Below are 19,170 nucleotides of genomic sequence, written 5' to 3'. Positions count from 1 at the left end.
AAACACTCAGATCCACGTCCAACCCCGCCGGCGCCTCCAGGAAAGCGTTTTGTGCTCAATCTTCGCGACAGTACCCACATCCGCCGGAAGAGCCGCTTTCACCTGCCAACCGGTGGTTGGCCGATTGGTTCCCGGCTTTGCAGGATGTTAGCCTTCGGTTTTATAATGAACAAGTGCTTGCCGTGGGGCTTACAATCTGCAACCCGTCAGGCAAGTGGCGCCCCGCCCCTCTTGTATTCAAGGCAAGAGCCCCCAGAGTAGGAGCCTATGTCCGACAAGGATACCCCGCCCTCCGGGTCGGCGCCCCCGCCCGCCCCTCAGGATGCCGTTTCATCGGTGCCGCCCGCCCCGCCAGAGATGGCGGCGGGCCTGAGCCATGCGCTGCGCGCCATGTATGAGCAGGTGGTCGACGAGCCGCTGCCCGACAGTTTCGCCGATCTGCTCTCCAGGCTGGATGACAGCGATGGCTGATCCCCAGTCGGCCAATCCCGAGCCGATGGATGCGACCGCCTTCAAGCGTGAACTCACCGCGACGATCCCGCATCTGCGCGCCTTCGCGCGTGGTCTGTGCGGGCGCAGCGATCTGGCCGACGATCTGGTGCAGGAGGCGCTGATGCGTGCCTGGGCCGCGCGTGACCGCTTCACGCCGGGCACCTCGATGCGCGCCTGGACCTTCACCATCCTGCGCAACATCTATCTCACCGAAATGCGCCGCAACCGCTTCCGCGGCGATTACGACGACACCACCGCCGAGCGCATCCTCGTCGCCCCCGCCGGGCAGGAGGCACCGCTGCATCTGGCCGACCTGCATCGCGCGCTGCTGACGCTGGCGCCCGAGCGGCGCGAGGCGCTGCTGCTGGTGGGCGCGGGCGGCTTTTCCTATGAGGAAGCCGCCGAGATCTGCGGCTGCGCGGTGGGCACGATCAAGAGCCGCGTGGGCCGCGCCCGCGCCGCTCTGGCCACGCTGATCGACAGCGGCCAGCCGGTGGGTGACAGCGACACCGCCAGCAGCGACGCCAGCGGCGCGATCCTGACCGAACTGGGGCTGATCGCCAGCCGCAAGCCGATCGAGCCGCGCGAAAGCAAGGATGAGGGCGAGGATTAAGCCTCCTCGCCCTCCCGCCTGCCGCGATCGATCAGTGCGGCCACCACCACATCCATCGCCACATTGCCGACGGTGCGGGTGATATCGGGCAGCATGTCCACCGCCACCAGCAGCGCCAGCGGGGCGATCGGCACCCCCATCGCCAACGCCACCGGCCCCACCGCCGAGACAAAGCTGATCGCGCCGGGCAGGGACGGCGAGCTGATCTCTGTGATTGCCGCCACAATGGCACCCGCGACCAGAATCGCGGGCGAAAGCGTCACCCCGGTCAGCTTGGCGACATAGATCGCCACCGCCAGATTCATCGCCGGGCCGGTCGCGCGGAACAGCGCCACGCAGAGCGGCAGGGCAAATTCCGCGCTGGCCCCGCTGACCCCCAGCTTGCGGCAGGCGGTCAGCATCGCGGGCAGGCTGGCGAGCGAGCTTTGTGTCGAGATCGCCACCGCCCCCACCGGCATCAGCGCCCGGCAATAGGCCCCCAGCGCCAGCCGCGCCCCCAGCAGCGCCAAAACCGGCGCCGCCGCCAGCACCGCCCAGCCCATGATGCTGACCGTGATGACATAATGCGCCAGCACACCGATGGCCGCGGCCCCGGTGCGCGCGCCAAGGTCCAGCGACAGAGCAAACACCCCGACCGGCGCCAGCCACAGCACCCAGCCGATCATCACCATCATCGCGCCCGCCAGCGCCTCGAACAGGGCGGTGAGTTGCCCGCGCGGCGCCGGGGCCAGACGAGAGATCGCCACGCCCAGCAGGCTGAAAAAGGCGACGCAGGGCAGCATGGCATCATTGGCCGCCGCCGCGAAAATGTTCGAGGGCAGCAGCGACAGCAGGAAATCGCCAAAGCCCGGCACCGGGGCATCCTTGCCCGGCGCCCCGGCCAGCACGCCTTGCGCGGCAGCCGGCACCGGCCATACGTCGAGCAGCAGCGGCATCGCCACGGCGGCGAAAAAGGCGCTGGCGAAATAAATGCCGAAGATCCAGCCCAGCACCCGGATCGCCTGCCGCCCGGCGCTGGCCGCCGCCATCATCTGCACGATGCCCACCACCAGCAGCGCCGAGACCAGCGGCAGGATCGTCATCTCCAGCCCCTTGAGCCACAGCCCGCCCAGCGGCGCCATCACCGCCCCCACCGGAGTCAGCACCGGCCAGCGCGTCACCGCCAGCCCGGCCAGCAGACCCACCGCCAGCGCGCCCAGCGTCAGCCCGGTGTTGACGTGAATATCGGGCAGGCCGCCTCCGGATTGCGATGCGCCTTCTGGTTCATTCGACACGATAAGGCCCCTTTTTGGCTTGCCCACGCGGCTTTCATCGACCACCACGCCGTGGCAAACCATACGCACATCAGGCTCCGATCCAAACAGGAACACCAATATGGCACGGCACTATTTCGGCACCGACGGCATTCGCGGACGCACCAATGCGGGCGTGATGACGGCGGATATCGCGATGAAGGTCGGACAGGCCGCCGGCACCCGCTTCCTGCGCGGCAGCCACCGCCACCGCGTGGTGATCGGCAAGGACACGCGCCTGTCGGGCTATATGCTGGAAAACGCCATGGTCGCGGGCTTCACCAGCGTGGGCATGGATGTGGTGCTGCTGGGCCCGATGCCCACCCCCGCCGTCGCGCTGCTCACCCGCGAATTGCGCGCCGATGTGGGCGTGATGATCTCGGCCAGCCACAACCCCTTCGAGGACAATGGCATCAAGCTGTTCGGCCCCGATGGCTTCAAGCTCTCCGACGCGGATGAGGAAGCCATCGAGGTGATGCTGGGCCAGAACCTTCCCTTGGCCGACAGCGACCTGATCGGCCGCGCCCGCCGCATCGAGGACGCCCGTGGCCGCTATATCCACGCCGTGAAGGCCTCGGTGCCGCAGGATGTGCGTCTCGATGGACTGAAGATCGTGGTCGATTGCGCGAATGGCGCGGCCTATCAGGTGGCCCCCTCCGCCGTGTGGGAATTGGGCGCGGAGGTCATCACCATCGGCGTTCAACCCAACGGCAAGAACATCAATCTGAAATGCGGCTCCACCCACCTCGATCTGGTGAAGGAAACCGTGGTGGCCTCGGGCGCGGACATCGGCATCGCGCTGGACGGCGACGCCGACCGCCTGATCGTGGTCGATGAAAAGGGCCAGACCGTCGATGGCGACCAGATCATGGCGCTGATCGGCACCCAGCTTGCCGCTCAGGATCTGCTGCGCGGCGGCGGCGTGGTGGCCACTGTGATGTCGAATCTTGGCCTTGAGCGTTTCCTGAATGGTCAGGGCCTGACGCTGGAGCGCACCAAGGTCGGCGACCGCCATGTGCTGGAACGCATGCGCAGCGGCGGCTTCAACGTCGGCGGCGAGCAGTCCGGCCATATGATCATGCTCGACCACGCCACCACCGGCGACGGCACGATTGCAGCCCTGCAAGTGCTGACCGCGCTGGTGAAATCGGGCAAGCGGGCGAGCGAATTGCTGCACCTCTTCGATCCCGTGCCGCAGTTGCTGAAGAACGTGCGCTTCTCGGGCGGGAAGCCGCTGGAGGCAGACAAGGTGCAGCTCGTGATCGCCGAAGCCGAGGCTCAGCTCGCGGGCAAGGGCCGTCTGGTGATCCGCGCGAGCGGCACCGAGCCCGTGATCCGCGTGATGGCCGAGGGTGATGACGCCGCCGAGGTCGAGCAGGTGGTGGATGCGATCTGCGATGCGGTTAAGGAAGCAGCGGCTTAAGGGGGGAAAAGGAAAATGCGAGGGGGTTACCCCCTCGCGCTCCCATAACGTCTTCCGACGCACGGACAGTGGCGCCGAATTGATGCGCCCCAACTCTCCACCTGCGCGACCTCAAGGCGCCGCAGGCCTTCATCCTTTCCTGCCTGCGGCGCGGCGACATTGCGCTAAGGCCGAACCCTTGGCACAAACGTAGACATTCATGGGAGCGCGAGGGTGTAACACCCTCGCATTTCCTCTTTCCAATCTTCAGGAACCCAATCATGCTCGAAATGCGCCCAGACTGCGAGACATGCGGCACCCTCCTGCCCGCCGAGGCGCCGGGTGCTTTCATCTGCTCTTTCGAATGCACCTTCTGCGCCGAATGCGCCGAGGATCTCGACGAGCAATGCCCCAACTGCGAGGGCGAACTCATGGACCGCCCCACGCGCGCCAAAAAGCACCACGCCAAGCACCCGCCCAGCACCGTGCGGCACTTCAAGGGATGAGCAGCCCCGCGCGTATCCTGACGATTGCCGGATCGGACTGCTCCGGCGGGGCGGGTCTTCAGGCGGACCTCAAGACCATCATCATGCTGGGCGGCTATGGCATGAGCGCCATCACCGCCATCACCGCGCAGAACACCACCGGCGTCTTCGCGGTGGAGGCGCTGTCGGCGCAGATGGTCGGCGCTCAGGTGGATGCCTGCGTCGATGATATCGGCGTGGATGCGGTGAAGATCGGCATGCTGGGCAGCGCCGCCATCGCCCACGCCGTCGCCGACCGGCTGGAAAAGCTGGGCGTACCGGTGGTGTTCGACCCCGTGATGATCGCCACCAGCGGCGGCGTGCTGGCCAATGACGCCACCCGCGCCGCGTTTGGCCGGCTGATGGCGCTCTCCACGCTGACCACGCCCAATGTGCCCGAACTGGCCGCGCTGGGCGGGGCCGAGGCGCTGGCGGCGCAGAGCATCGCCTTCCTCGCCAAGGGCGGCGATGCCGAAGGGCCCGTGGTGGAAGACCGTCTGTTCCTGCCCGGCGCCGCGCCCGTCGTTTGGCATGCGGAGCGGATCGAGACGCGCCAGACGCATGGCACCGGATGCTCTCTGGCCAGCGCGATTGCCACGGGCTTGGGTCAGGGGCTCGATCTGGTCGCTGCCGTGGAACGTGGGCGGGCCTTCGTGCGGCAGGCTCTGCTGGCCGCGCCGGGGCTCGGGGCCGGGCATGGGCCTTTGGGGCATGAGGCTGTTAAGGGGTTTTAGAAAAAGGATAATGCGAGGGCCCCAAGCGAGCGCTTGTCGCGAGCGACAAGCTGGGGCGCCCTCGCGCTCCCTTTACTGTCGGCGTTGCGCCTCAAGTTCGGCCTCAGTGCAACGTCGCCGCGCCGCAGGCTTCAAAACACAAAAGGCGCCGAGGCTTCCTGCCTGCGGCGCCTTTTCCTGTGCAGGTGGAGAGGTCAACCACAAGGATCGGGCGCCACCACCCTGGCGTCGGAAGACGTTCCGGGAGCGCGAGGGGGTAACCCCCTCGCATCTTCCTTCTTCAATCCTCAACCGGCTTCGACTCGATGCCATAGAACCGCGTGATATGCTCCCAAGCCTCCTCGGCGGTTTCGACCGGCGTGAACAGGCTCAGATCCTTGCGGTTGATGACGCCCTCTTCCACCAGCGCCTCGAAATTGACGACGCGGTTCCAGAAGCTGGCGCCGAACAGCAGGATGGGGAAGGGCTTCATCTTGCCAGTCTGGATCAGGGTCAGCAGTTCGAAGAACTCGTCGAAGGTGCCGAAGCCGCCGGGGAACACTGCCACGGCGCGCGCACGCAGCAGGAAGTGCATCTTGCGCAGCGCGAAATAGTGGAACTGGAAGGCCAGGCGCGGCGTGACATAGGGGTTGGGCGCCTGCTCATGCGGCAGCACGATGTTGAGGCCGATGGTTTCCGCACCCACTTCGGCGGCGCCACGGTTCGCCGCTTCCATGATCGAGGGCCCGCCGCCCGAGCAGATCACGAACTGGCGCATGCCCTTTTCCACAATGGCGGCCTGGCTGGCGATGCGGGCCAGCTTGCGGGCTTCCTCATAGTAATGCGAATTGGCGGCCAGCCTTTCGGCGGCGGTCTTTTCCTCGGGCGTGTTGGCGGCCTCGATGCGGGCCTGCGCCTGCTCGGGCGTGGGGATGCGGGCCGAGCCGTAGCACACCAGGGTCGAGCCGATCCCGGCCTCTTCCAGCAGCATTTCGGTCTTCAGCAGTTCGAGCTGGAAGCGGACGGGGCGCAGTTCCTCGCGCAGCAGGAATTCGGTGTCGCGGAAGGCCAGCTTGTAGGAGGGGCTCTGCGTCTGGGCGGTGTGGTGGCCATGGGCCTCGACGAAGCCGGCTTCCTGCTCGGCCTTGTAGAAGCGATCGTGGGTTACTTTTTCTTCTTCGGTCATCTGCTTGCCTTCGAACGTTCACACTCTTATCGGCCCAAAGCATGAAAAGCCGATGACCGGCCTGCCGGGAGCCTCCGCGGAGGGTGGAAACGGCGCAGGAGCGCTTTCGTTGCTCCATCCGCCAAAAAACGTACATGATTGTCCTGTTTGGCAGGCATTTCAAGAGGGAACGACCAGAACCCCGGCGCTATTTCAGCTTCAGCTTTTTCAGCGCGCGCCAGGCATAGGCCTTGGTGCGGTTCTGCGCGGGCCAGCGACCGGGCAGCGCGGGCGACAGGCCCCAGCCGCGCAGCACACCGTTGAAGGCGCGCGCCGCGCCTTCCTCATAGCTCCATTCCGAGCGCCAGGTGATCGAAAGCGAGACCGACGGCACCGGCCCGTTGCGCACGAAATGCGGCGCCATTACCGGCACCATCAGCCCTTGGCCGGGCACCAGAGCGAAGTCCTTGCCGCCCGCCAGCATCTCGTCGCGCCAGCTCAGCTCGCGCCCGCCGCCGGTGTGATAGGCCTCATGGATCTCGGCGGCGGCGTAGAAGGGATCGCCTGCCGGGAACTGCGTCATCACCTTGCTGCCGCGAATCTGCATCAGGATGTTGTGTTCGGGGTCGAAGTGATAGGGCGTCACCGCATTGGGAGACGACACGAACACAAAGGCCTGCGGCGTGTGGATCGCCCCGGTGCGCGGCTCGATGGCGGCGCGCAGTTCCTCCACCACCTCCAGCAGCAGGGCCTTGTAGGTCGGGTCCTGCTCGATGAAGGTCAGCGCCACCCAGCAGCCCGCCGTGTCGATCTGGCGGATGGCGTCAGCCGCGCTGATGTCGGGCACGGGCGGCTTGCCGGTGACGCCGATGGGCTGAGCGGCATAGGCATGCTCGATGTTCTTGGCGGGCAGGCGTTCGGCCAGTTGCGCCAGAGCCTCCAGCTCCATCAGCGGGTGGCCGCAGAGGTGATGGTCGATGATATGCGGCACTTCGGGATAGTGGCCGGCAAATGTCTCGACGGCATGGGGCGGCAGATGGCGCATGAAACCCGTTCCTGTGGCCTTGATCGTTCAAACGTTTCGACGATTCCCGATAGCGTTCAAGCCCCAAGGAAACCCTAACACCCCGGCCCATAAAGCGAAACGCGCGACCGGCTGCCCGATCGCGCGTTTCACATCTGCACCTGATGGGCGAAAATTCAGGCCTGCTTGCGGCCGAAGCGGCGGCGGGCGGCCACAGCGGCCACAGCGCCCCCGAACAGCAGGAACATCGGCGGGGCCGGAACCGGCGTACCCGGATCATGCGGATGATGGGGGTGATGCCAGCCGCCGCTCGTGGTGGTGGTTGTGCTGCCACCGGTGGTCGTGGTGGTGCTGCCGCCCGTCGTGGTCGTTGTGCTGCCGCCGGTGGTGGTGGTCGTGCTGCCACCCGTGGTCGTCGTCGTGGTGCTGGTGGCGCCCGAAGTCGTCGTGGTCGTGCTGCTGCCGCCCGTGGTGGTGGTCGTCGTCGTGGTCGAGGTCGAACCGCCGGTGGAGCCCGAGGTGCTGCTGGAGCTTGAGGTCGAGGTGCTGGTCGAGCCCGAGGTCGAGCCGGAACCGCTGGTCGAACCCGAACCGCTGGTGGAGCCGGAGCCGCTGGTGGAACCCGAACCGCTGGTCGAACCCGAACCGCTGGTGGAACCCGAACCGCTGGTCGAACCATTGCTGTTCACGATGACAACGCTGCCGCCGCCACCGCTGCTGCCACCGAAGAAACCGCCAAAGAAGCCGCCGCCCGAAGGGCCGCCGCTGGCCACCCGCACCCGGTCCTCACCGCCGCCGCCAGGGCCGATATCGGGCGCGACAGGCACGAAATTGGCAGGCGGCAGGCCCGGAGGCGGCACGGGCACCATCGCCACTTCAGGCGGAGTCGGCGTGCAGCAGGGCGCGCGATGGCGGGGGGGAACATGGACGACGCGGTGCACCGGCGGCTTGGCCACCTTGGCGTGCTTCACATACTGCGGCTTGCCCGCAGCCATCTTCTCCGCGACGTGAACGGCGCCACCGCTCACTAGCGCGCCGCCGGCGATCACCATGGCCAGTTTTGCGATGCCCACTCGAACCGACATAGTCCAATTCCCACTGTTACCGGGCCATGATTGCCCCGGCGCCCACCCCTGGGCCCCTTAGCGCAAAACCCTTGATGGGTGGTTTCACGCCGGGGAACCCGTTACGGGGCTCGCCTTAGCTTTCTACAAGCCCTAACCACCGCGCGCAGACAACCTGATTCCACGGCGGCGGGCTGTCCCGTTTCGGGATTTGCCACGTTCGGGCCCAAGAAGCGAGCCCCCTGTCCCGTCGCGGGACAAGGGATCAGGTGAAGTGTTGACGTTTGGGCGTGAGATTACAGAATTTTACCTAGCCGTCCTCATCCTCGAACAACCCGCCCTGCGGCGTGGCGCTGGGCGGGCTCATGCCCAGATGCTGCCAGGCCCGGTCGTTCAGGCAGCGCCCGCGCGCGGTGCGCGCCACCATGCCGAGCTGGATGAGATAGGGCTCGATCACCTCCTCGATGGTGTCGCGCGGTTCGGACAGGCCCGCCGCCATGGTCTCGACGCCCACCGGGCCGCCCTTGTAGATCTCGGCGATCATCTGGAGATAGCGGCGGTCCTGCAGGTCGAGGCCCAGGCTGTCGACCTCCAGCCTGGTCAGCGAATCGTCGGCAAGGGCGCGGGTGATGCTGGGGAGGCCCGCAACATGGGCGAAATCGCGCACCCTTCGCAGCAGGCGCCCGGCCACGCGCGGCGTGCCGCGCGCGCGGCGGGCGATTTCAGTGGCGCCATCCTTCTCGATGCCGATGTTCATCAGGCTGGCGGCGCGGGTGATGACGCGCTCCAGCTCGGGCACGGTGTAGAATTGCAGACGCACCGGGATGCCGAAACGGTCGCGCAAAGGCGTTTGCAGCAGGCCCATGCGGGTCGTCGCGCCGATCAGCGTGAAAGGCGGCAGGTCGATCCGCACCGAGCGCGCCGAAGGCCCCTCGCCGATCATCAGATCGAGCGCGCGGTCCTCCATGGCGGGATAGAGCACCTCCTCGACCGCCGGGTTGAGGCGATGGATCTCGTCGATGAAGAGGACATCGCCCTCCTCCAGATTGGTGAGCAGCGCGGCCAGATCGCCCGATTTGGCGATCACCGGCCCGGAGGTGGCGCGGAAATTGACGCCCAGCTCGCGCGCGATGATCTGCGCCAGCGTGGTCTTGCCGAGGCCGGGGGGGCCGAAGAACAGCGTGTGGTCCATCGCCTCGCCGCGCGATTTGGCGGATTCGATGAAGACACGAAGATTGTCCTTGGCCGCTGCCTGGCCGACGAATTCGAGCAGGGATTTGGGACGCAGCGCGGCGTCGGCGTCCTCGATCTGGCGATGGGCGGAAAGGAGGGGGTTGTCGGTCATTGGGCATCCACCAGCGGGCCGATGCCCATATCGTCAGTCCACCACTTCAGATCGCGACAGCGCGGATCGGCAGCAATGCCGGCATGCATGATTGCAGCAGCTTTCTGACGCGCAACCTTCGCCGCTTTCGGCTGGAACAGGCGCTTCAGCCCTCCCCTGGCATCCTTCACGAAACACAACCAACCATCGTCATATTCGGCATAGGCACTGCATCCCAGCAACAGGCCAAAGCCCCCGCCCGAGAGCATACAGGCCTGCCCCCAATCCTCCTCAACCGGCACCGCGGTTGCGAAACCGGCATCACGCATGGCGACCGTCAGCCGCTCCATCACCTCGCGCCCGACCTCACCCTCCGCGCGCGGATAATCCGCCCTGAACTCAAGGTGCGTGTATTGCATCACCCCGCCGCCTTCTTCAGCGCCACGCGGATCAGCGCGTTCAGCCCGGCATCCTCGCCCATCTCCTCGATGGCCGCCGCCACGGCCTGAGTCGCCACAGCAGGCTTGAAGCCCAGATTCTGCAAGGCCGAGACCGCATCGACCCCCACATTGCCCTCCGGCACAGCGCCGCCGCTCGATACCACAACGCCGCCCGGCGCGGAGAACATCATACCCCCCGCCTTGTCCTTCAGCTCATTGACAATGCGCGCCGCCAGCTTGGCGCCCACGCCATTGGCCCGCGCGATCATCGCCGCATCGCCATGGGCACAGGCCTTCTGCAGTTCCTCGACCGTCAGCGCCGACAGGATCGCCAGAGCCACCTTGCTGCCCACGCCCTGCACATGCGTCAGAAGGCGGAACCACGCCCGCTCGCCCGCAGAGGTGAAGCCGATCAGGCGCATGTCCGTCTCGCTCACCTGCATCTCGGTATGCGCGGTCACGCGGTCGCCCCGCACGCCAAAAGCCTGCAAGGTCCGCGCCGAGCAAAACACCATGTAACCCACGCCGTTGACGTCGATCACCGCCCAGTCAGGGCCGAAGTCGTCCAGAATGCCAGTCAGTTTCGCGATCATGGCTTATGGCTAGCGGAAGTGGAACGATTTGGGAACATTTTTAAGAAGGCAGAAGGGTAGAATGCGAGGGCCATCGCCCTCGCGCTCCCTTTAATGTCGGCGTTGCGTATAGGGTTCGGCCTTGCGCCCAGCTTGCCGCGCCGCAGGCTTTCGACCGATAGAAGGCGCAGGGACTTCCTGCCTGCGGCGCCTTTTATCGCGCTGGTAGAGAGTTTGGGCGCACCGATCAGGCGCCACTGCCCATGCGTCGGAAGACGTCATGGGAGCGCGAGGGGGTAACCCCCTCGCATCTTTCTTCCTCGAAGCCCCTTACCGATGACTACCCAGATGATGCGCATGGGTAATCGCCACAGCCAGAGCATCCGCCGCATCCTCGCCCTTCAGCTTCACGCCCGGCAGCAGCACGCCCAGCATCGCCTGCACCTGCCCCTTGGCCGCGCCTCCAGTGCCGACCAGCGCCTTTTTCACCACTTTCGACGGATATTCCGAAATCTGCAGCCCCGCGCGCGCCAGAGACACCAGCGCCACCCCGCGCGCCTGCCCCAGCTTCAGGGTGGACTGGGGGTTCACATTGACGAAGATCTCTTCCACCGCGCTGAAATCGGGGTGGTACTGGGCGACCACATCGGTGATCACCCGGTCCAGCTCAAGGAGGCGCTCGGCCATGGGGGCCTGAATATCGGTGCGCACTTGGCCATTGGCGACATGGCTGATGCGGCTGCCCGATTTGGCGATCACGCCCCAGCCGGTGACGGTAAGGCCGGGGTCAATTCCCAGAATAATCACAGTTTAAGCCCCCAGCGGGTGCCCCAATGCACCATGCCCAGATAAAGTCCGATCGTCAGCACGCATCCCAGCGCCAGCGCGGGCCAGAAACCCACGCCCTGCCGCAGCAGCGCCGGGATCAGCAGGAACATCGGCAGCGAGGGAATCACATACCAGAAGGTGGCCTGCGCATGGGCGGCCATGGCCTCGGCATCGGGGCGGGCGTGCCAGAGGAAGATCATCCCCAGCACGGAGACCAGCGGCAAAGACGCGACAAGCGCGCCCATGGTGGGAGCGCGCTTGCCGATTTCCGCGATGGTGGCGATGATCGCTCCGGCCAGCAGGGCCTTGGCGATCATCTGCACCACGGGAGAGGTCACCGGGTGTTAGCCCAGCTTTTCCATCACCTCGTCGGGGATGTCATAGTTGCCCCAGACGGTCTGCACGTCGTCATCGTCGTCCAGCACGTCGATCAGCTTGAGCAGCGTGGTGGCGGTGTCGGCGTCCACGGTGGTCTTCAGCGTCGGGCGCCAGGCCAGCTTCACGCCCTCGGCTTCACCGAGGACCTTTTCCAGCTCGCGCGCGACGGGGTGCAGCGAATCGACGGCCACCCAGATCTGGTGGCTGCCGGGGTTCTCGTCGCCGTCGCCCATATCGGATTCGACGTCTTCGGCGCCGGCCTCGATGGCGGCTTCGAGGACCTTGTCCTCATCGCCCACGGCGCCCGGGTATTCGATCAGGCCGAGGCGGTCGAAACCGTGCGACACAGCGCCGCTGGCGCCCAGATTACCGCCATTCTTGGCGAAGGCAGTGCGCACGTTGGTGGCGGTGCGGTTGCGGTTGTCGGTCAGCGCTTCCACGATGATCGCCACGCCGCCGGGGCCGTAACCCTCGTAGCGCACTTCCTCGTAGTTCTCGCCGTCGCCCTTGCTCGCCTTGTCGATGGCGCGCTGGATGTTGTCCTTGGGCATCGACTGGGCCTTGGCCGCGTTGACGGCGGCGCGCAGGCGGGGGTTCATGTCCGGATCGGGCATGCCCATCTTGGCCGCGACGGTGATTTCGCGCGACAATTTCGAAAACTGCGCCGAACGCTTCTTATCCTGAGCGCCCTTGCGGTGCATGATGTTCTTGAATTTGGAATGGCCTGCCATGGTGTCCGCTTTGTCTTGCTTGAGGCTGTGGTTGCAAGCCCCCTAGCGAAACCGCGCCATAAGGGCAATCGGAAGCCGTTTTTCGGCTTCTTGTCGGCCAATCTGCCACGCAGATTGCAACGCGGCACCGGTTCACGCCTCCGGCCGGCCACCCATCCATGGTATGTTGTGGGTGGCCGGGCCGGAGGAGTGGGCCGGTGCCGCACATCCGGCTGAAAGCCGGATGTCAGATCAGGAAATGCCCAGAGCGTTCAGGTAAACCTCCAGGATCGCTTCCTGTTCCTTGCGGTCATCGGGCTTCATCTTGCGGATGCGGACCACCTGGCGCATCGCCTTGGGGTCGTAACCGGTGGCCTTGCCCTCCAGATAGACGTCCTTGATGTCGTCCTGAATGCCCTTCTTTTCCTCTTCGAGGCGCTCGATGCGCTCGATCAGCAGGCGCAGGCGGTCGTCGGCTGCCATTTCGGCCATGGTACGTCTCCGTGAATCGGTGAATCAGTTGCGCCGTCCGATAGCCGCGCTCGCTCGGAACGAAAAGAGGCCATGAACGGGAATCCCCAAGGATCGGCCTTGCAGGCGCCTCACCCCGCCTCAATCGCCCCTCTCAATCCACCATGGCGTTGCGCTTCATGCTCTCCTCCATGCGGGCGAGCTGCTCGGCGGTGGCGGGGGTCTGATAGCGCTCTTTCCAGTCCGCCGCGCTCATCCCGTGGATCGCCTCGCGGGCCTGCGCCTTGTCCAGCGGCGCGCCCGCTTCCACGATCCAGTCGGCCAGACAGTTGCGGCAGAAACCGGCCAGTCCCATCAGATCGATGTTCTGCGCATCGTGGCGATGCCGCAAATGCCGCACGAGCCGACGAAAAGCGGCTGCAGCCTGCGCGTCACTCAGGGAATCCACTGGATCGACCGTGTTTTCATTCGCATTCATATTCATGGCAATGATCCTTGGGTTTTCGCCGCGTCTTTGTCATGGACAGCCGTCACAAGGCCGATCACAACCAGCCTTATAGCCCACGAAACGCCGGGAAGGAATTTTGAGCGTGTCTACGTCTCCCTCGCACAAGCTCGATCCACGCGGCCGCAAGGTCAAGATTCTCGCAACCCTGGGCCCGGCCAGCCGCGACATCGAGATGATCCGCAAGCTGATCCGCGCCGGTGCCGACGCCTTCCGCGTCAACATGAGCCATGGCGACCACCCCACTCACGCCCAGACCATCGCCAATGTGCGCGAGGCGGAGAAGGAATTCGGCCGCCCGATCTCGATCCTGTGCGATCTGCAGGGCCCCAAGCTGCGCGTCGGCACCTTCAAGGATGGCCGCGCCGTGATCCGCCACTCGGGCCACTTCACGCTGGACCGCAACCCCGAGCCGGGCGATGAAAACCGCGTCTGCCTGCCTCACCCGGAGCTGTTCGGCATCCTCAAGAAGGGTCAGCGCCTGCTGATCGACGACGGCAAGCTCAAGCTGCGCGTGATCCGCGCCGACGAGAACGAGATCCTGTGCTCGGCGGATGTCGGCGGCGTGATCTCGGACCGCAAGGGCGTGAACGTGCCCGACGCCGTGGTGCCGATCCCCGCACTGACCGAGAAGGACCGCCGCGATCTGGCCTTTGCCGTGCAGCAGCAGGTCGACTGGATCGGCCTCTCCTTCGTGCAGCGCGCCGAGGACGTCGCCGAGGCCCGCAAGCTGATGGGCGGCCATGGCGCTCTGGTCGCCAAGATCGAGAAGCCCGCCGCCGTCGAAAGCCTCGATGACATCATCAACCTGTCGGACGGCGTGATGGTCGCCCGCGGTGACCTTGGCGTCGAGCTGAACCCGGAAGAGGTGCCCCCGATCCAGAAGCTGATCGTGGAAACCACCCGCCGCAGCGGCAAGCCCGTCATCGTGGCGACGCAGATGCTCGAATCGATGATCGAGAGCCCCGCCCCCACCCGCGCCGAAGTCTCCGACGTGGCCAACGCCGTCTATGATGGCGCCGATGTGGTGATGCTCTCGGCCGAAACCGCCAGCGGTCAGTGGCCGGAAGAAGCGGTGACGATCATGCACCGCATCGCCTCGCAGGTGGAAAAGGACGTCACCTACCGCCGCCGCATCCATCTGGCCGAGATCGAGGCCGATGCCACCACCGCCGACGCTCTGGCCAAGGCCAGCGCCTCGATCGCGGAGACCGTGTCGATCGCCGGGATCATCGTCTTCACCGCCAGCGGCTCGACCGCGCGCCGCGTGGCCCGCGAACGCCCCGCCGCCCCGATGCTGGTGCTGACCCCCAGCCTGAAGACCGCGCGCAAGGCGGCCCTGCTGTGGGGCGCTCACGCTGTCCACACCAAGGACATCGGCAGCTTCGAGGAGATGATCGCCAAGGGCAAGCGCATGGCCCTGCGCCATGGCTTCGGCGAGGCCGGCGCCAAGCTGATCGCTCTGGCGGGCGTTCCCTTCGGCACGCCGGGCGCGACCAACCTGCTGCATGTGGTGACTCTGGCCGGCAACGAGCTGGAAAAGCACGAGGGCTGACAGGAATCGGGCGAGAGCGCGGGGTCGCGCTCTCGCCCCCTTCACGCAACAATACCCAAGGCAAACAGGCTTGTTCCGCAATCCTCTTGCATGATGACAATCGCGTGATACCCTCTCCCCAACCCGCCTTTCGGGGGGAGAGGATAAAATATGACCATCAGCATGCGCGCCCGGGGGGCCGCTCTTGCCGCCGTGACCCTGCTGTGCGCAGCCCCGCTCACAGCCGCTTTGCCCACAATCGTGCGGGCCGATAATCCCGTGCAGGCCGCCGTGGGCCTTGTCGCCCCCATCGTCAGCCGCACCCATACCACGCGCGCGACCTATGCCGTCTACTACTGGAACCGCCTGACGCCCCAACGCGGCGAGGCCTCCGAGGAATGGTCCGCCGAGTTCAACCGCGGCAACTGGCACCGCGTGGAAACCCCGCGCGACCGCATGATCGCGGATTGCTCGGCCATGCGCGGGATCGACCTGTCGCTGGAAACCGGGCAGATCGTCTCGGGCCCGGCCGTCGCCAAGGCCGCCTGCGGGATCAATGCCAACCGCCCCGTGCGTCAGTCCGAGTACCTCGGGCGGATCGACGGCCACCTCGGCGCCTTCGACCGCGTGCGCCTGACCGACGCCAGCGATATCCGCACCTATGATGTGTCAGGCGATGGCGTGATTCTGGGCGTGACCTACGCCAATGTCGATCAACCTGGGTCGGTGACGCTGACCATGACCTCGACCGGGCTGGACCGCGCTCTGCCCGATAGCGACATGTTCAGCCCGGAATCGCTGGGGCGCAGTGTGGTGCCGGATAAATTCAAAGCGGCGCCGAAGTAGGAAGAAAAGGTGAATGCGAGGGTGTTACACCCTCGCGCTCCCATTATTTGTCTGCGTTGCGCATCGGGTTCGGCCTTGGAGCAACGTTGCAGCGCCGCAGGCAGATAAATTCTTAAAGCCTGCGGCGCTTTAGGTCGCGCAGGTGGAGAGTTGGGGCGCTTCCCTTCGGCGCCAACGCCCTCTCGTCGGGAGACGTTCCGGGAGCGCGAGGGGGTAACCCCCTCGCACTTTCTCCTTATCCCTTCACCAACTTAACCGCCTCAGCCAAAGCCTGATGGCACCGCCCCAGATCCTCTTCGGAGATGCAATAGGGCGGCATCAGATAGGCGGTGTTCCCCAGAGGCCGGATCAACAGCCCAGCCTCACGGAAAAACGCCAGCAGGCGCGGCTGAAGCGAGGACAAATAGCCCGCCCCCTCCACCACATAGTCCAGCGCCAGAATCGTGCCACAGGTGCGGGCATTGGCGATGCCCTTCACCTGCGCCAGCATGGCGGCACCGGCGGCCTGGCGCTCGGCCAGCAGAGCGATCCGCTCGCGCACCGGTTCCTCGCGCCAGATCGCCAGATTGGCGCAGGCCGCCGCGCAGGCGATGGGGTTCGCGGTGTAGCTGGAGGAGTGGTAGAAGGTCTTCGCGCGGTCGGTGGAATAGTGCGACTGGTAGATCGCCTCGCTGGCCAGCGTGACGGCGAGCGGCATGGAACCACCGGTCAGCCCCTTGGCGAGGCAGAGGATATCGGGCGCAACCCCCGCCTGCTCGCAGGCGAGGAAAGTACCGGTACGGCCCCAGCCGGTCATCACCTCATCGGCGATCAGCAAGACGCCATGCGCGGCGCAGATGCGGGCCATCTCGGCCAGCACATGCGGCGGGTAGAACAGCATGCCGCCCGCGCCGAGAATCAGCGGCTCGACGATGAAGGCGGCGGCGTGGGCGCGGCATTCGCGCTCCAGCGCGTCATAAGTGGCCTGTTCGGCACCGGGGTGCGGATAGGGGATCACGCCCACGTCGAAGAGCAGCGGGGCATAGGCGGCGTTGTAGACGCCGCGCTCGCCCACACTCATCGCGCCGATGGTGTCGCCGTGGTAGGAGTGCTGCATCACCAGAATACGGTGACGACCTTCCCCGCGATGCGACCAGTGGCCCAGCGCCATCTTCAGCGCCACTTCCACGCAGGTGGAGCCTGAGTCGGAGAAAAACACATAGGGCAGCGCGCCCTCGCCCAGAGCCTTGCCAACCATCTCGACCAGCCCTTCGGCCACGGTCTGCGCGGGCTGGTGAGTCCATCCGGCGAAGATCAACTGATCCAGCTTGCCCGCCTGCTCTGCAATGGCGGCGGCGATGCGCGGATGGGCATGGCCATGCGTCGTCACCCACCAACTGGAGATGGCATCGACCACGCGCGTGCCATCCGCCGTGTACAGGCTGGCGCCCTCGGCATGGGTCACCAGCGGGATCGGCTCGTTGAGGCCGTGCTGGGTGAAGGGGTGCCAGATGGGGGAGCCCGTCATAGCGCCCAGTCCTTGAAGCCTTCGTCGAAGGCCTGCGCCAGCGTAGCCGCCGTCACCTCGGCCAGCAGCGGCAGGCGACCAAGACGGGGCACGCCCGACAGCGCCGGGATGACCGCCTCGTTTTCCTCATGCGGCTCGCCCACAAAGGCGATGCCGGTGATGGCCACCTTGCGGGCACGCAGGGCCTCGATGGTGAGCAGCGTGTGATTGATGGTGCCAAGGCCGGTGCGGGCCACCACCACCACCGGCAGCGCCCAGCGCGCGAAGAGATCGGCATAGAGCAGCCCCTCGCCCTCTGGCGGGGCGATCAGCGGCACCAGAGCACCGCCCGCGCCTTCCACCACCAGCGGGCCCTCGCCGTCGGGCAGGGCCAGCCTGGCGGGGTCAAGCTTCACCTCGTCGATCCGCGCCGCCAGATGGGGCGAGGCGGGGGTGACCAGACGATAGGCTTCGGGCAGGATCAGCGCGCCGGGGGCAAGCTGCGTCAGGGCCTCGCTGTCGGTCACCTCCTCGATGCCGGCCTGCACCGGCTTCCAGTAGCGGGCCTTCCCATATTTGCGCTGCAGGGCGCCGGTCAGGGCGGCAGAGAAGACGGTCTTGCCGATGCCGGTGTCGGTGCCGGTGACGATGTAAGCACTCATGCCAGAGCTTTCTTCAACGCATCGGCCAGCGCGGCAATCTGCTCGGGCGCGGCGTTGCGGGTGATGACGATGCGCAGCCGCGCGGTGCCCTCGGGCACGGTGGGGGGGCGGATGCCGCGCACATCGAAACCGGCGGCCTGCAACTGCCCCGCCACGGCCATGGCGCGGGCGTCGGTGCCAAGAATCAGCGGCATGATCGGCGTGCCATGGCTCTGAGCGCCCAGCGGGACCAGCAGACTTTCGGCCAGAGCGATGCGCGCGCGCAGATCCTCGCGCAGATCGTCCGCCCTTTCGCAAAGCTGAAGGCTGGCTCGCCCGATCGCGGCATTGAGCGGCGAGGGCGCGGTGGAAAAGATAAAGCCGCGCGCACGGTTGACGAGAAAGTCGCGCATCACGCGCGGGCCCGCCAGCAGTGCGCCTTCACAGCCCAGCGCCTTGCCGAGCGTGTGCAGCGTGATGATCCGCTCGCGCGAGGGCAGCGACGCTACCAGCCCGCGCCCGCCGGGGCCGAGGATGCCAGTGGCATGGGCTTCATCCACCACCATCAGCGCGTCATGGCGTTCGGCCACGGTCAGCAGGGCGGAGAGAGGCGCGATATCGCCATCCATCGAATAGAGCGATTCGACCACGATCCATGCCCGGCCTGTGCCACCCTGCGCGCGCCATGCCGCGATGGCCGCATCGAAGGCCTCGGCATCGCCATGAGGCACCAGCGTAAAGCCCGCACGGGTCAGGCGCAGGCCTTCGTGGCAACTGGCGTGGATCAGCGCATCGGCGAAAATCTGGTCGCCGCGCTGGGGCATGGTGGCCAGCAGCGCCGAATTGGCGGTGTAGCCGGTGGGCAGGAACAGCGCGGCTTCGGCGCCAAAGAAACGCGCGGCGTCCTCTTCCAGCGCCTCATGCTCCGGGTGGTTGCCGCGCAGCAGGCGCGATCCGGCCGACCCGACCGGCACGCCGCGATCCAGCGCCTCACGCGCGGCATCGGCCAGCAGACCGCTCTCCGCCAAGCCGAGATAATCGTTGGAGGCGAAATCCACCCCCGCACGCGGACTCAGCCTGCGCAGCCGGTCGCGCGCGGCCAGCGCCGCCAGATCCTGTTCCTGAGCCCCCAGCAGACCACCCACC

22 protein-coding genes are annotated in these 19,170 nt (G+C 66.3%); 7 read left to right on the top strand and 15 right to left on the bottom strand.

Annotated features, from left to right (window positions below; genetic code table 11):
• The first annotated feature begins 267 nt into the window (after window positions 1–267).
• A complete protein-coding gene (locus tag ABDW49_RS02250) occupies window positions 268–471 on the top strand; it encodes a NepR family anti-sigma factor (protein WP_343609420.1) in 204 nt (67 codons plus the stop codon).
• Window positions 464–1,105, top strand: a complete 642-nt coding sequence (locus ABDW49_RS02245; protein ID WP_343609419.1) for a sigma-70 family RNA polymerase sigma factor — start codon at window positions 464–466, stop codon at window positions 1,103–1,105. The genes ABDW49_RS02250 and ABDW49_RS02245 overlap by 8 nt, the downstream gene beginning before the upstream one ends.
• Here ABDW49_RS02245 and ABDW49_RS02240 read toward each other — a convergent pair.
• Window positions 1,102–2,379, bottom strand: a complete 1,278-nt coding sequence (locus tag ABDW49_RS02240) for a cation:dicarboxylase symporter family transporter (RefSeq protein ID WP_343609418.1) — start codon at window positions 2,377–2,379, stop codon at window positions 1,102–1,104. The two genes, ABDW49_RS02245 and ABDW49_RS02240, sit on opposite strands and share 4 nt — an antisense overlap.
• Before the next feature lie 100 nt (window positions 2,380–2,479).
• Here ABDW49_RS02240 and glmM point away from each other — a divergent pair, with 100 nt between their 5' ends.
• From glmM to thiD, 3 genes are all read left to right on the top strand, one after another.
• Complete coding sequence (gene glmM, locus ABDW49_RS02235) at window positions 2,480–3,820, top strand: phosphoglucosamine mutase (protein ID WP_343609417.1); 1,341 nt, start codon at window positions 2,480–2,482, stop codon at window positions 3,818–3,820.
• Window positions 3,821–4,080: 260 nt separating this feature from the next.
• The gene (locus ABDW49_RS02230) at window positions 4,081–4,305 is read left to right on the top strand and encodes a DUF1272 domain-containing protein (protein ID WP_343609415.1); all 225 of its coding nucleotides are present in this window, start codon (window positions 4,081–4,083) and stop codon (window positions 4,303–4,305) included.
• Entirely contained in the window at window positions 4,302–5,057 is a 756-nt protein-coding gene (thiD, locus tag ABDW49_RS02225; protein WP_343609413.1) for a bifunctional hydroxymethylpyrimidine kinase/phosphomethylpyrimidine kinase, read from the top strand. Before ABDW49_RS02230 ends, thiD begins: the two co-directional genes overlap by 4 nt.
• A 280-nt stretch (window positions 5,058–5,337) precedes the next feature.
• Here thiD and ABDW49_RS02220 read toward each other — a convergent pair whose 3' ends face one another.
• The 11 genes from ABDW49_RS02220 to ABDW49_RS02170 form a co-directional block, all read right to left on the bottom strand.
• Entirely contained in the window at window positions 5,338–6,222 is an 885-nt protein-coding gene (locus ABDW49_RS02220) for a TIGR00730 family Rossman fold protein (RefSeq protein WP_343609411.1), read from the bottom strand.
• Between the two features lie 187 nt (window positions 6,223–6,409).
• A complete protein-coding gene (locus ABDW49_RS02215; RefSeq protein WP_343609410.1) occupies window positions 6,410–7,246 on the bottom strand; it encodes a transcriptional regulator in 837 nt (278 codons plus the stop codon).
• Between the two features lie 155 nt (window positions 7,247–7,401).
• Window positions 7,402–8,310 (bottom strand): PEP-CTERM sorting domain-containing protein, encoded by a 909-nt coding sequence (locus tag ABDW49_RS02210; protein ID WP_343609409.1) that lies wholly within the window; start codon window positions 8,308–8,310, stop codon window positions 7,402–7,404.
• A gap of 289 nt (window positions 8,311–8,599) precedes the next feature.
• On the bottom strand, window positions 8,600–9,634 hold the full coding sequence (gene ruvB, locus ABDW49_RS02205; RefSeq protein WP_343609407.1) for a Holliday junction branch migration DNA helicase RuvB: 1,035 nt from the start codon (window positions 9,632–9,634) through the stop codon (window positions 8,600–8,602).
• Window positions 9,631–10,032, bottom strand: coding sequence for a hypothetical protein (locus ABDW49_RS02200; protein ID WP_343609405.1), 402 nt, complete (start codon window positions 10,030–10,032; stop codon window positions 9,631–9,633). Before ABDW49_RS02200 ends, ruvB begins: the two co-directional genes overlap by 4 nt.
• Complete coding sequence (ruvA, locus tag ABDW49_RS02195) at window positions 10,032–10,646, bottom strand: Holliday junction branch migration protein RuvA (protein ID WP_343609403.1); 615 nt, start codon at window positions 10,644–10,646, stop codon at window positions 10,032–10,034. Before ruvA ends, ABDW49_RS02200 begins: the two co-directional genes overlap by 1 nt.
• Window positions 10,647–10,955: 309 nt before the next feature.
• The gene (ruvC, locus tag ABDW49_RS02190; RefSeq protein WP_343609401.1) at window positions 10,956–11,432 is read right to left on the bottom strand and encodes a crossover junction endodeoxyribonuclease RuvC; all 477 of its coding nucleotides are present in this window, start codon (window positions 11,430–11,432) and stop codon (window positions 10,956–10,958) included.
• The gene (locus ABDW49_RS02185; protein WP_343614087.1) at window positions 11,429–11,779 is read right to left on the bottom strand and encodes a DUF3147 family protein; all 351 of its coding nucleotides are present in this window, start codon (window positions 11,777–11,779) and stop codon (window positions 11,429–11,431) included. The genes ruvC and ABDW49_RS02185 overlap by 4 nt, the downstream gene beginning before the upstream one ends.
• A gap of 18 nt (window positions 11,780–11,797) precedes the next feature.
• Window positions 11,798–12,562, bottom strand: a complete 765-nt coding sequence (locus ABDW49_RS02180; RefSeq protein WP_343609399.1) for a YebC/PmpR family DNA-binding transcriptional regulator — start codon at window positions 12,560–12,562, stop codon at window positions 11,798–11,800.
• A 231-nt stretch (window positions 12,563–12,793) separates the two neighbouring features.
• Window positions 12,794–13,033 carry a DUF2312 domain-containing protein gene (locus tag ABDW49_RS02175; protein ID WP_206237752.1) on the bottom strand — a complete coding sequence of 80 codons (240 nt, stop codon included), beginning with the start codon at window positions 13,031–13,033 and terminating at the stop codon, window positions 12,794–12,796.
• Window positions 13,034–13,166: 133 nt separating this feature from the next.
• Window positions 13,167–13,490 (bottom strand): DUF1244 domain-containing protein, encoded by a 324-nt coding sequence (locus ABDW49_RS02170; protein WP_343614085.1) that lies wholly within the window; start codon window positions 13,488–13,490, stop codon window positions 13,167–13,169.
• Between the two features lie 103 nt (window positions 13,491–13,593).
• Between ABDW49_RS02170 and pyk the strand changes: the two genes are divergently transcribed.
• Both pyk and ABDW49_RS02160 read left to right on the top strand, forming a co-directional pair.
• The gene (gene pyk / locus ABDW49_RS02165; RefSeq protein WP_343614083.1) at window positions 13,594–15,072 is read left to right on the top strand and encodes a pyruvate kinase; all 1,479 of its coding nucleotides are present in this window, start codon (window positions 13,594–13,596) and stop codon (window positions 15,070–15,072) included.
• A 150-nt stretch (window positions 15,073–15,222) separates the two neighbouring features.
• The gene (locus ABDW49_RS02160) at window positions 15,223–15,897 is read left to right on the top strand and encodes a hypothetical protein (protein WP_343609395.1); all 675 of its coding nucleotides are present in this window, start codon (window positions 15,223–15,225) and stop codon (window positions 15,895–15,897) included.
• Window positions 15,898–16,132: 235 nt separating this feature from the next.
• Here the strand turns inward: ABDW49_RS02160 and ABDW49_RS02155 are convergent, their stop codons facing one another.
• From ABDW49_RS02155 to ABDW49_RS02145, 3 genes are read right to left on the bottom strand one after another with little or no spacing between them, the layout of a single operon-like run.
• Window positions 16,133–17,404, bottom strand: coding sequence for an adenosylmethionine--8-amino-7-oxononanoate transaminase (locus tag ABDW49_RS02155; protein WP_343609393.1), 1,272 nt, complete (start codon window positions 17,402–17,404; stop codon window positions 16,133–16,135).
• Window positions 17,401–18,045 (bottom strand): dethiobiotin synthase, encoded by a 645-nt coding sequence (gene bioD / locus ABDW49_RS02150; RefSeq protein WP_343609391.1) that lies wholly within the window; start codon window positions 18,043–18,045, stop codon window positions 17,401–17,403. The genes ABDW49_RS02155 and bioD overlap by 4 nt, the downstream gene beginning before the upstream one ends.
• Window positions 18,042–19,169, bottom strand: a complete 1,128-nt coding sequence (locus ABDW49_RS02145; protein WP_343609389.1) for an 8-amino-7-oxononanoate synthase — start codon at window positions 19,167–19,169, stop codon at window positions 18,042–18,044. Before ABDW49_RS02145 ends, bioD begins: the two co-directional genes overlap by 4 nt.
• Between the last annotated feature and the right edge of the window lies 1 nt (window position 19,170).

It is taken from the genome of Novosphingobium sp., from assembly GCF_039595395.1.
Taxonomy (GTDB): domain Bacteria; phylum Pseudomonadota; class Alphaproteobacteria; order Sphingomonadales; family Sphingomonadaceae; genus Novosphingobium.
This window is presented reverse-complemented; position numbering and strand designations above follow the sequence as displayed.

Bases quoted from the DNA above. Each gene is read 5' to 3' on its own strand.
- bioD (WP_343609391.1), bottom strand. From the start codon at position 18,045: ATGAGTGCTTACATCGTCACCGGCACCGACACCGGCATCGGCAAGACC.
- ABDW49_RS02220 (WP_343609411.1), bottom strand. From the start codon at position 6,222: ATGACCGAAGAAGAAAAAGTAACCCACGATCGCTTCTACAAGGCCGAG.
- ABDW49_RS02200 (WP_343609405.1), bottom strand. From the start codon at position 10,032: ATGCAATACACGCACCTTGAGTTCAGGGCGGATTATCCGCGCGCGGAG.
- ABDW49_RS02170 (WP_343614085.1), bottom strand. From the start codon at position 13,490: ATGAATGCGAATGAAAACACGGTCGATCCAGTGGATTCCCTGAGTGAC.
- ABDW49_RS02175 (WP_206237752.1), bottom strand. From the start codon at position 13,033: ATGGCCGAAATGGCAGCCGACGACCGCCTGCGCCTGCTGATCGAGCGC.
- ABDW49_RS02155 (WP_343609393.1), bottom strand. From the start codon at position 17,404: ATGACGGGCTCCCCCATCTGGCACCCCTTCACCCAGCACGGCCTCAAC.
- ruvB (WP_343609407.1), bottom strand. From the start codon at position 9,634: ATGACCGACAACCCCCTCCTTTCCGCCCATCGCCAGATCGAGGACGCC.
- ABDW49_RS02250 (WP_343609420.1), top strand. From the start codon at position 268: ATGTCCGACAAGGATACCCCGCCCTCCGGGTCGGCGCCCCCGCCCGCC.
- ABDW49_RS02180 (WP_343609399.1), bottom strand. From the start codon at position 12,562: ATGGCAGGCCATTCCAAATTCAAGAACATCATGCACCGCAAGGGCGCT.
- ABDW49_RS02160 (WP_343609395.1), top strand. From the start codon at position 15,223: ATGACCATCAGCATGCGCGCCCGGGGGGCCGCTCTTGCCGCCGTGACC.
- ABDW49_RS02230 (WP_343609415.1), top strand. From the start codon at position 4,081: ATGCTCGAAATGCGCCCAGACTGCGAGACATGCGGCACCCTCCTGCCC.
- glmM (WP_343609417.1), top strand. From the start codon at position 2,480: ATGGCACGGCACTATTTCGGCACCGACGGCATTCGCGGACGCACCAAT.
- ABDW49_RS02245 (WP_343609419.1), top strand. From the start codon at position 464: ATGGCTGATCCCCAGTCGGCCAATCCCGAGCCGATGGATGCGACCGCC.
- thiD (WP_343609413.1), top strand. From the start codon at position 4,302: ATGAGCAGCCCCGCGCGTATCCTGACGATTGCCGGATCGGACTGCTCC.
- ABDW49_RS02210 (WP_343609409.1), bottom strand. From the start codon at position 8,310: ATGTCGGTTCGAGTGGGCATCGCAAAACTGGCCATGGTGATCGCCGGC.
- ruvA (WP_343609403.1), bottom strand. From the start codon at position 10,646: ATGATCGCGAAACTGACTGGCATTCTGGACGACTTCGGCCCTGACTGG.
- ABDW49_RS02215 (WP_343609410.1), bottom strand. From the start codon at position 7,246: ATGCGCCATCTGCCGCCCCATGCCGTCGAGACATTTGCCGGCCACTAT.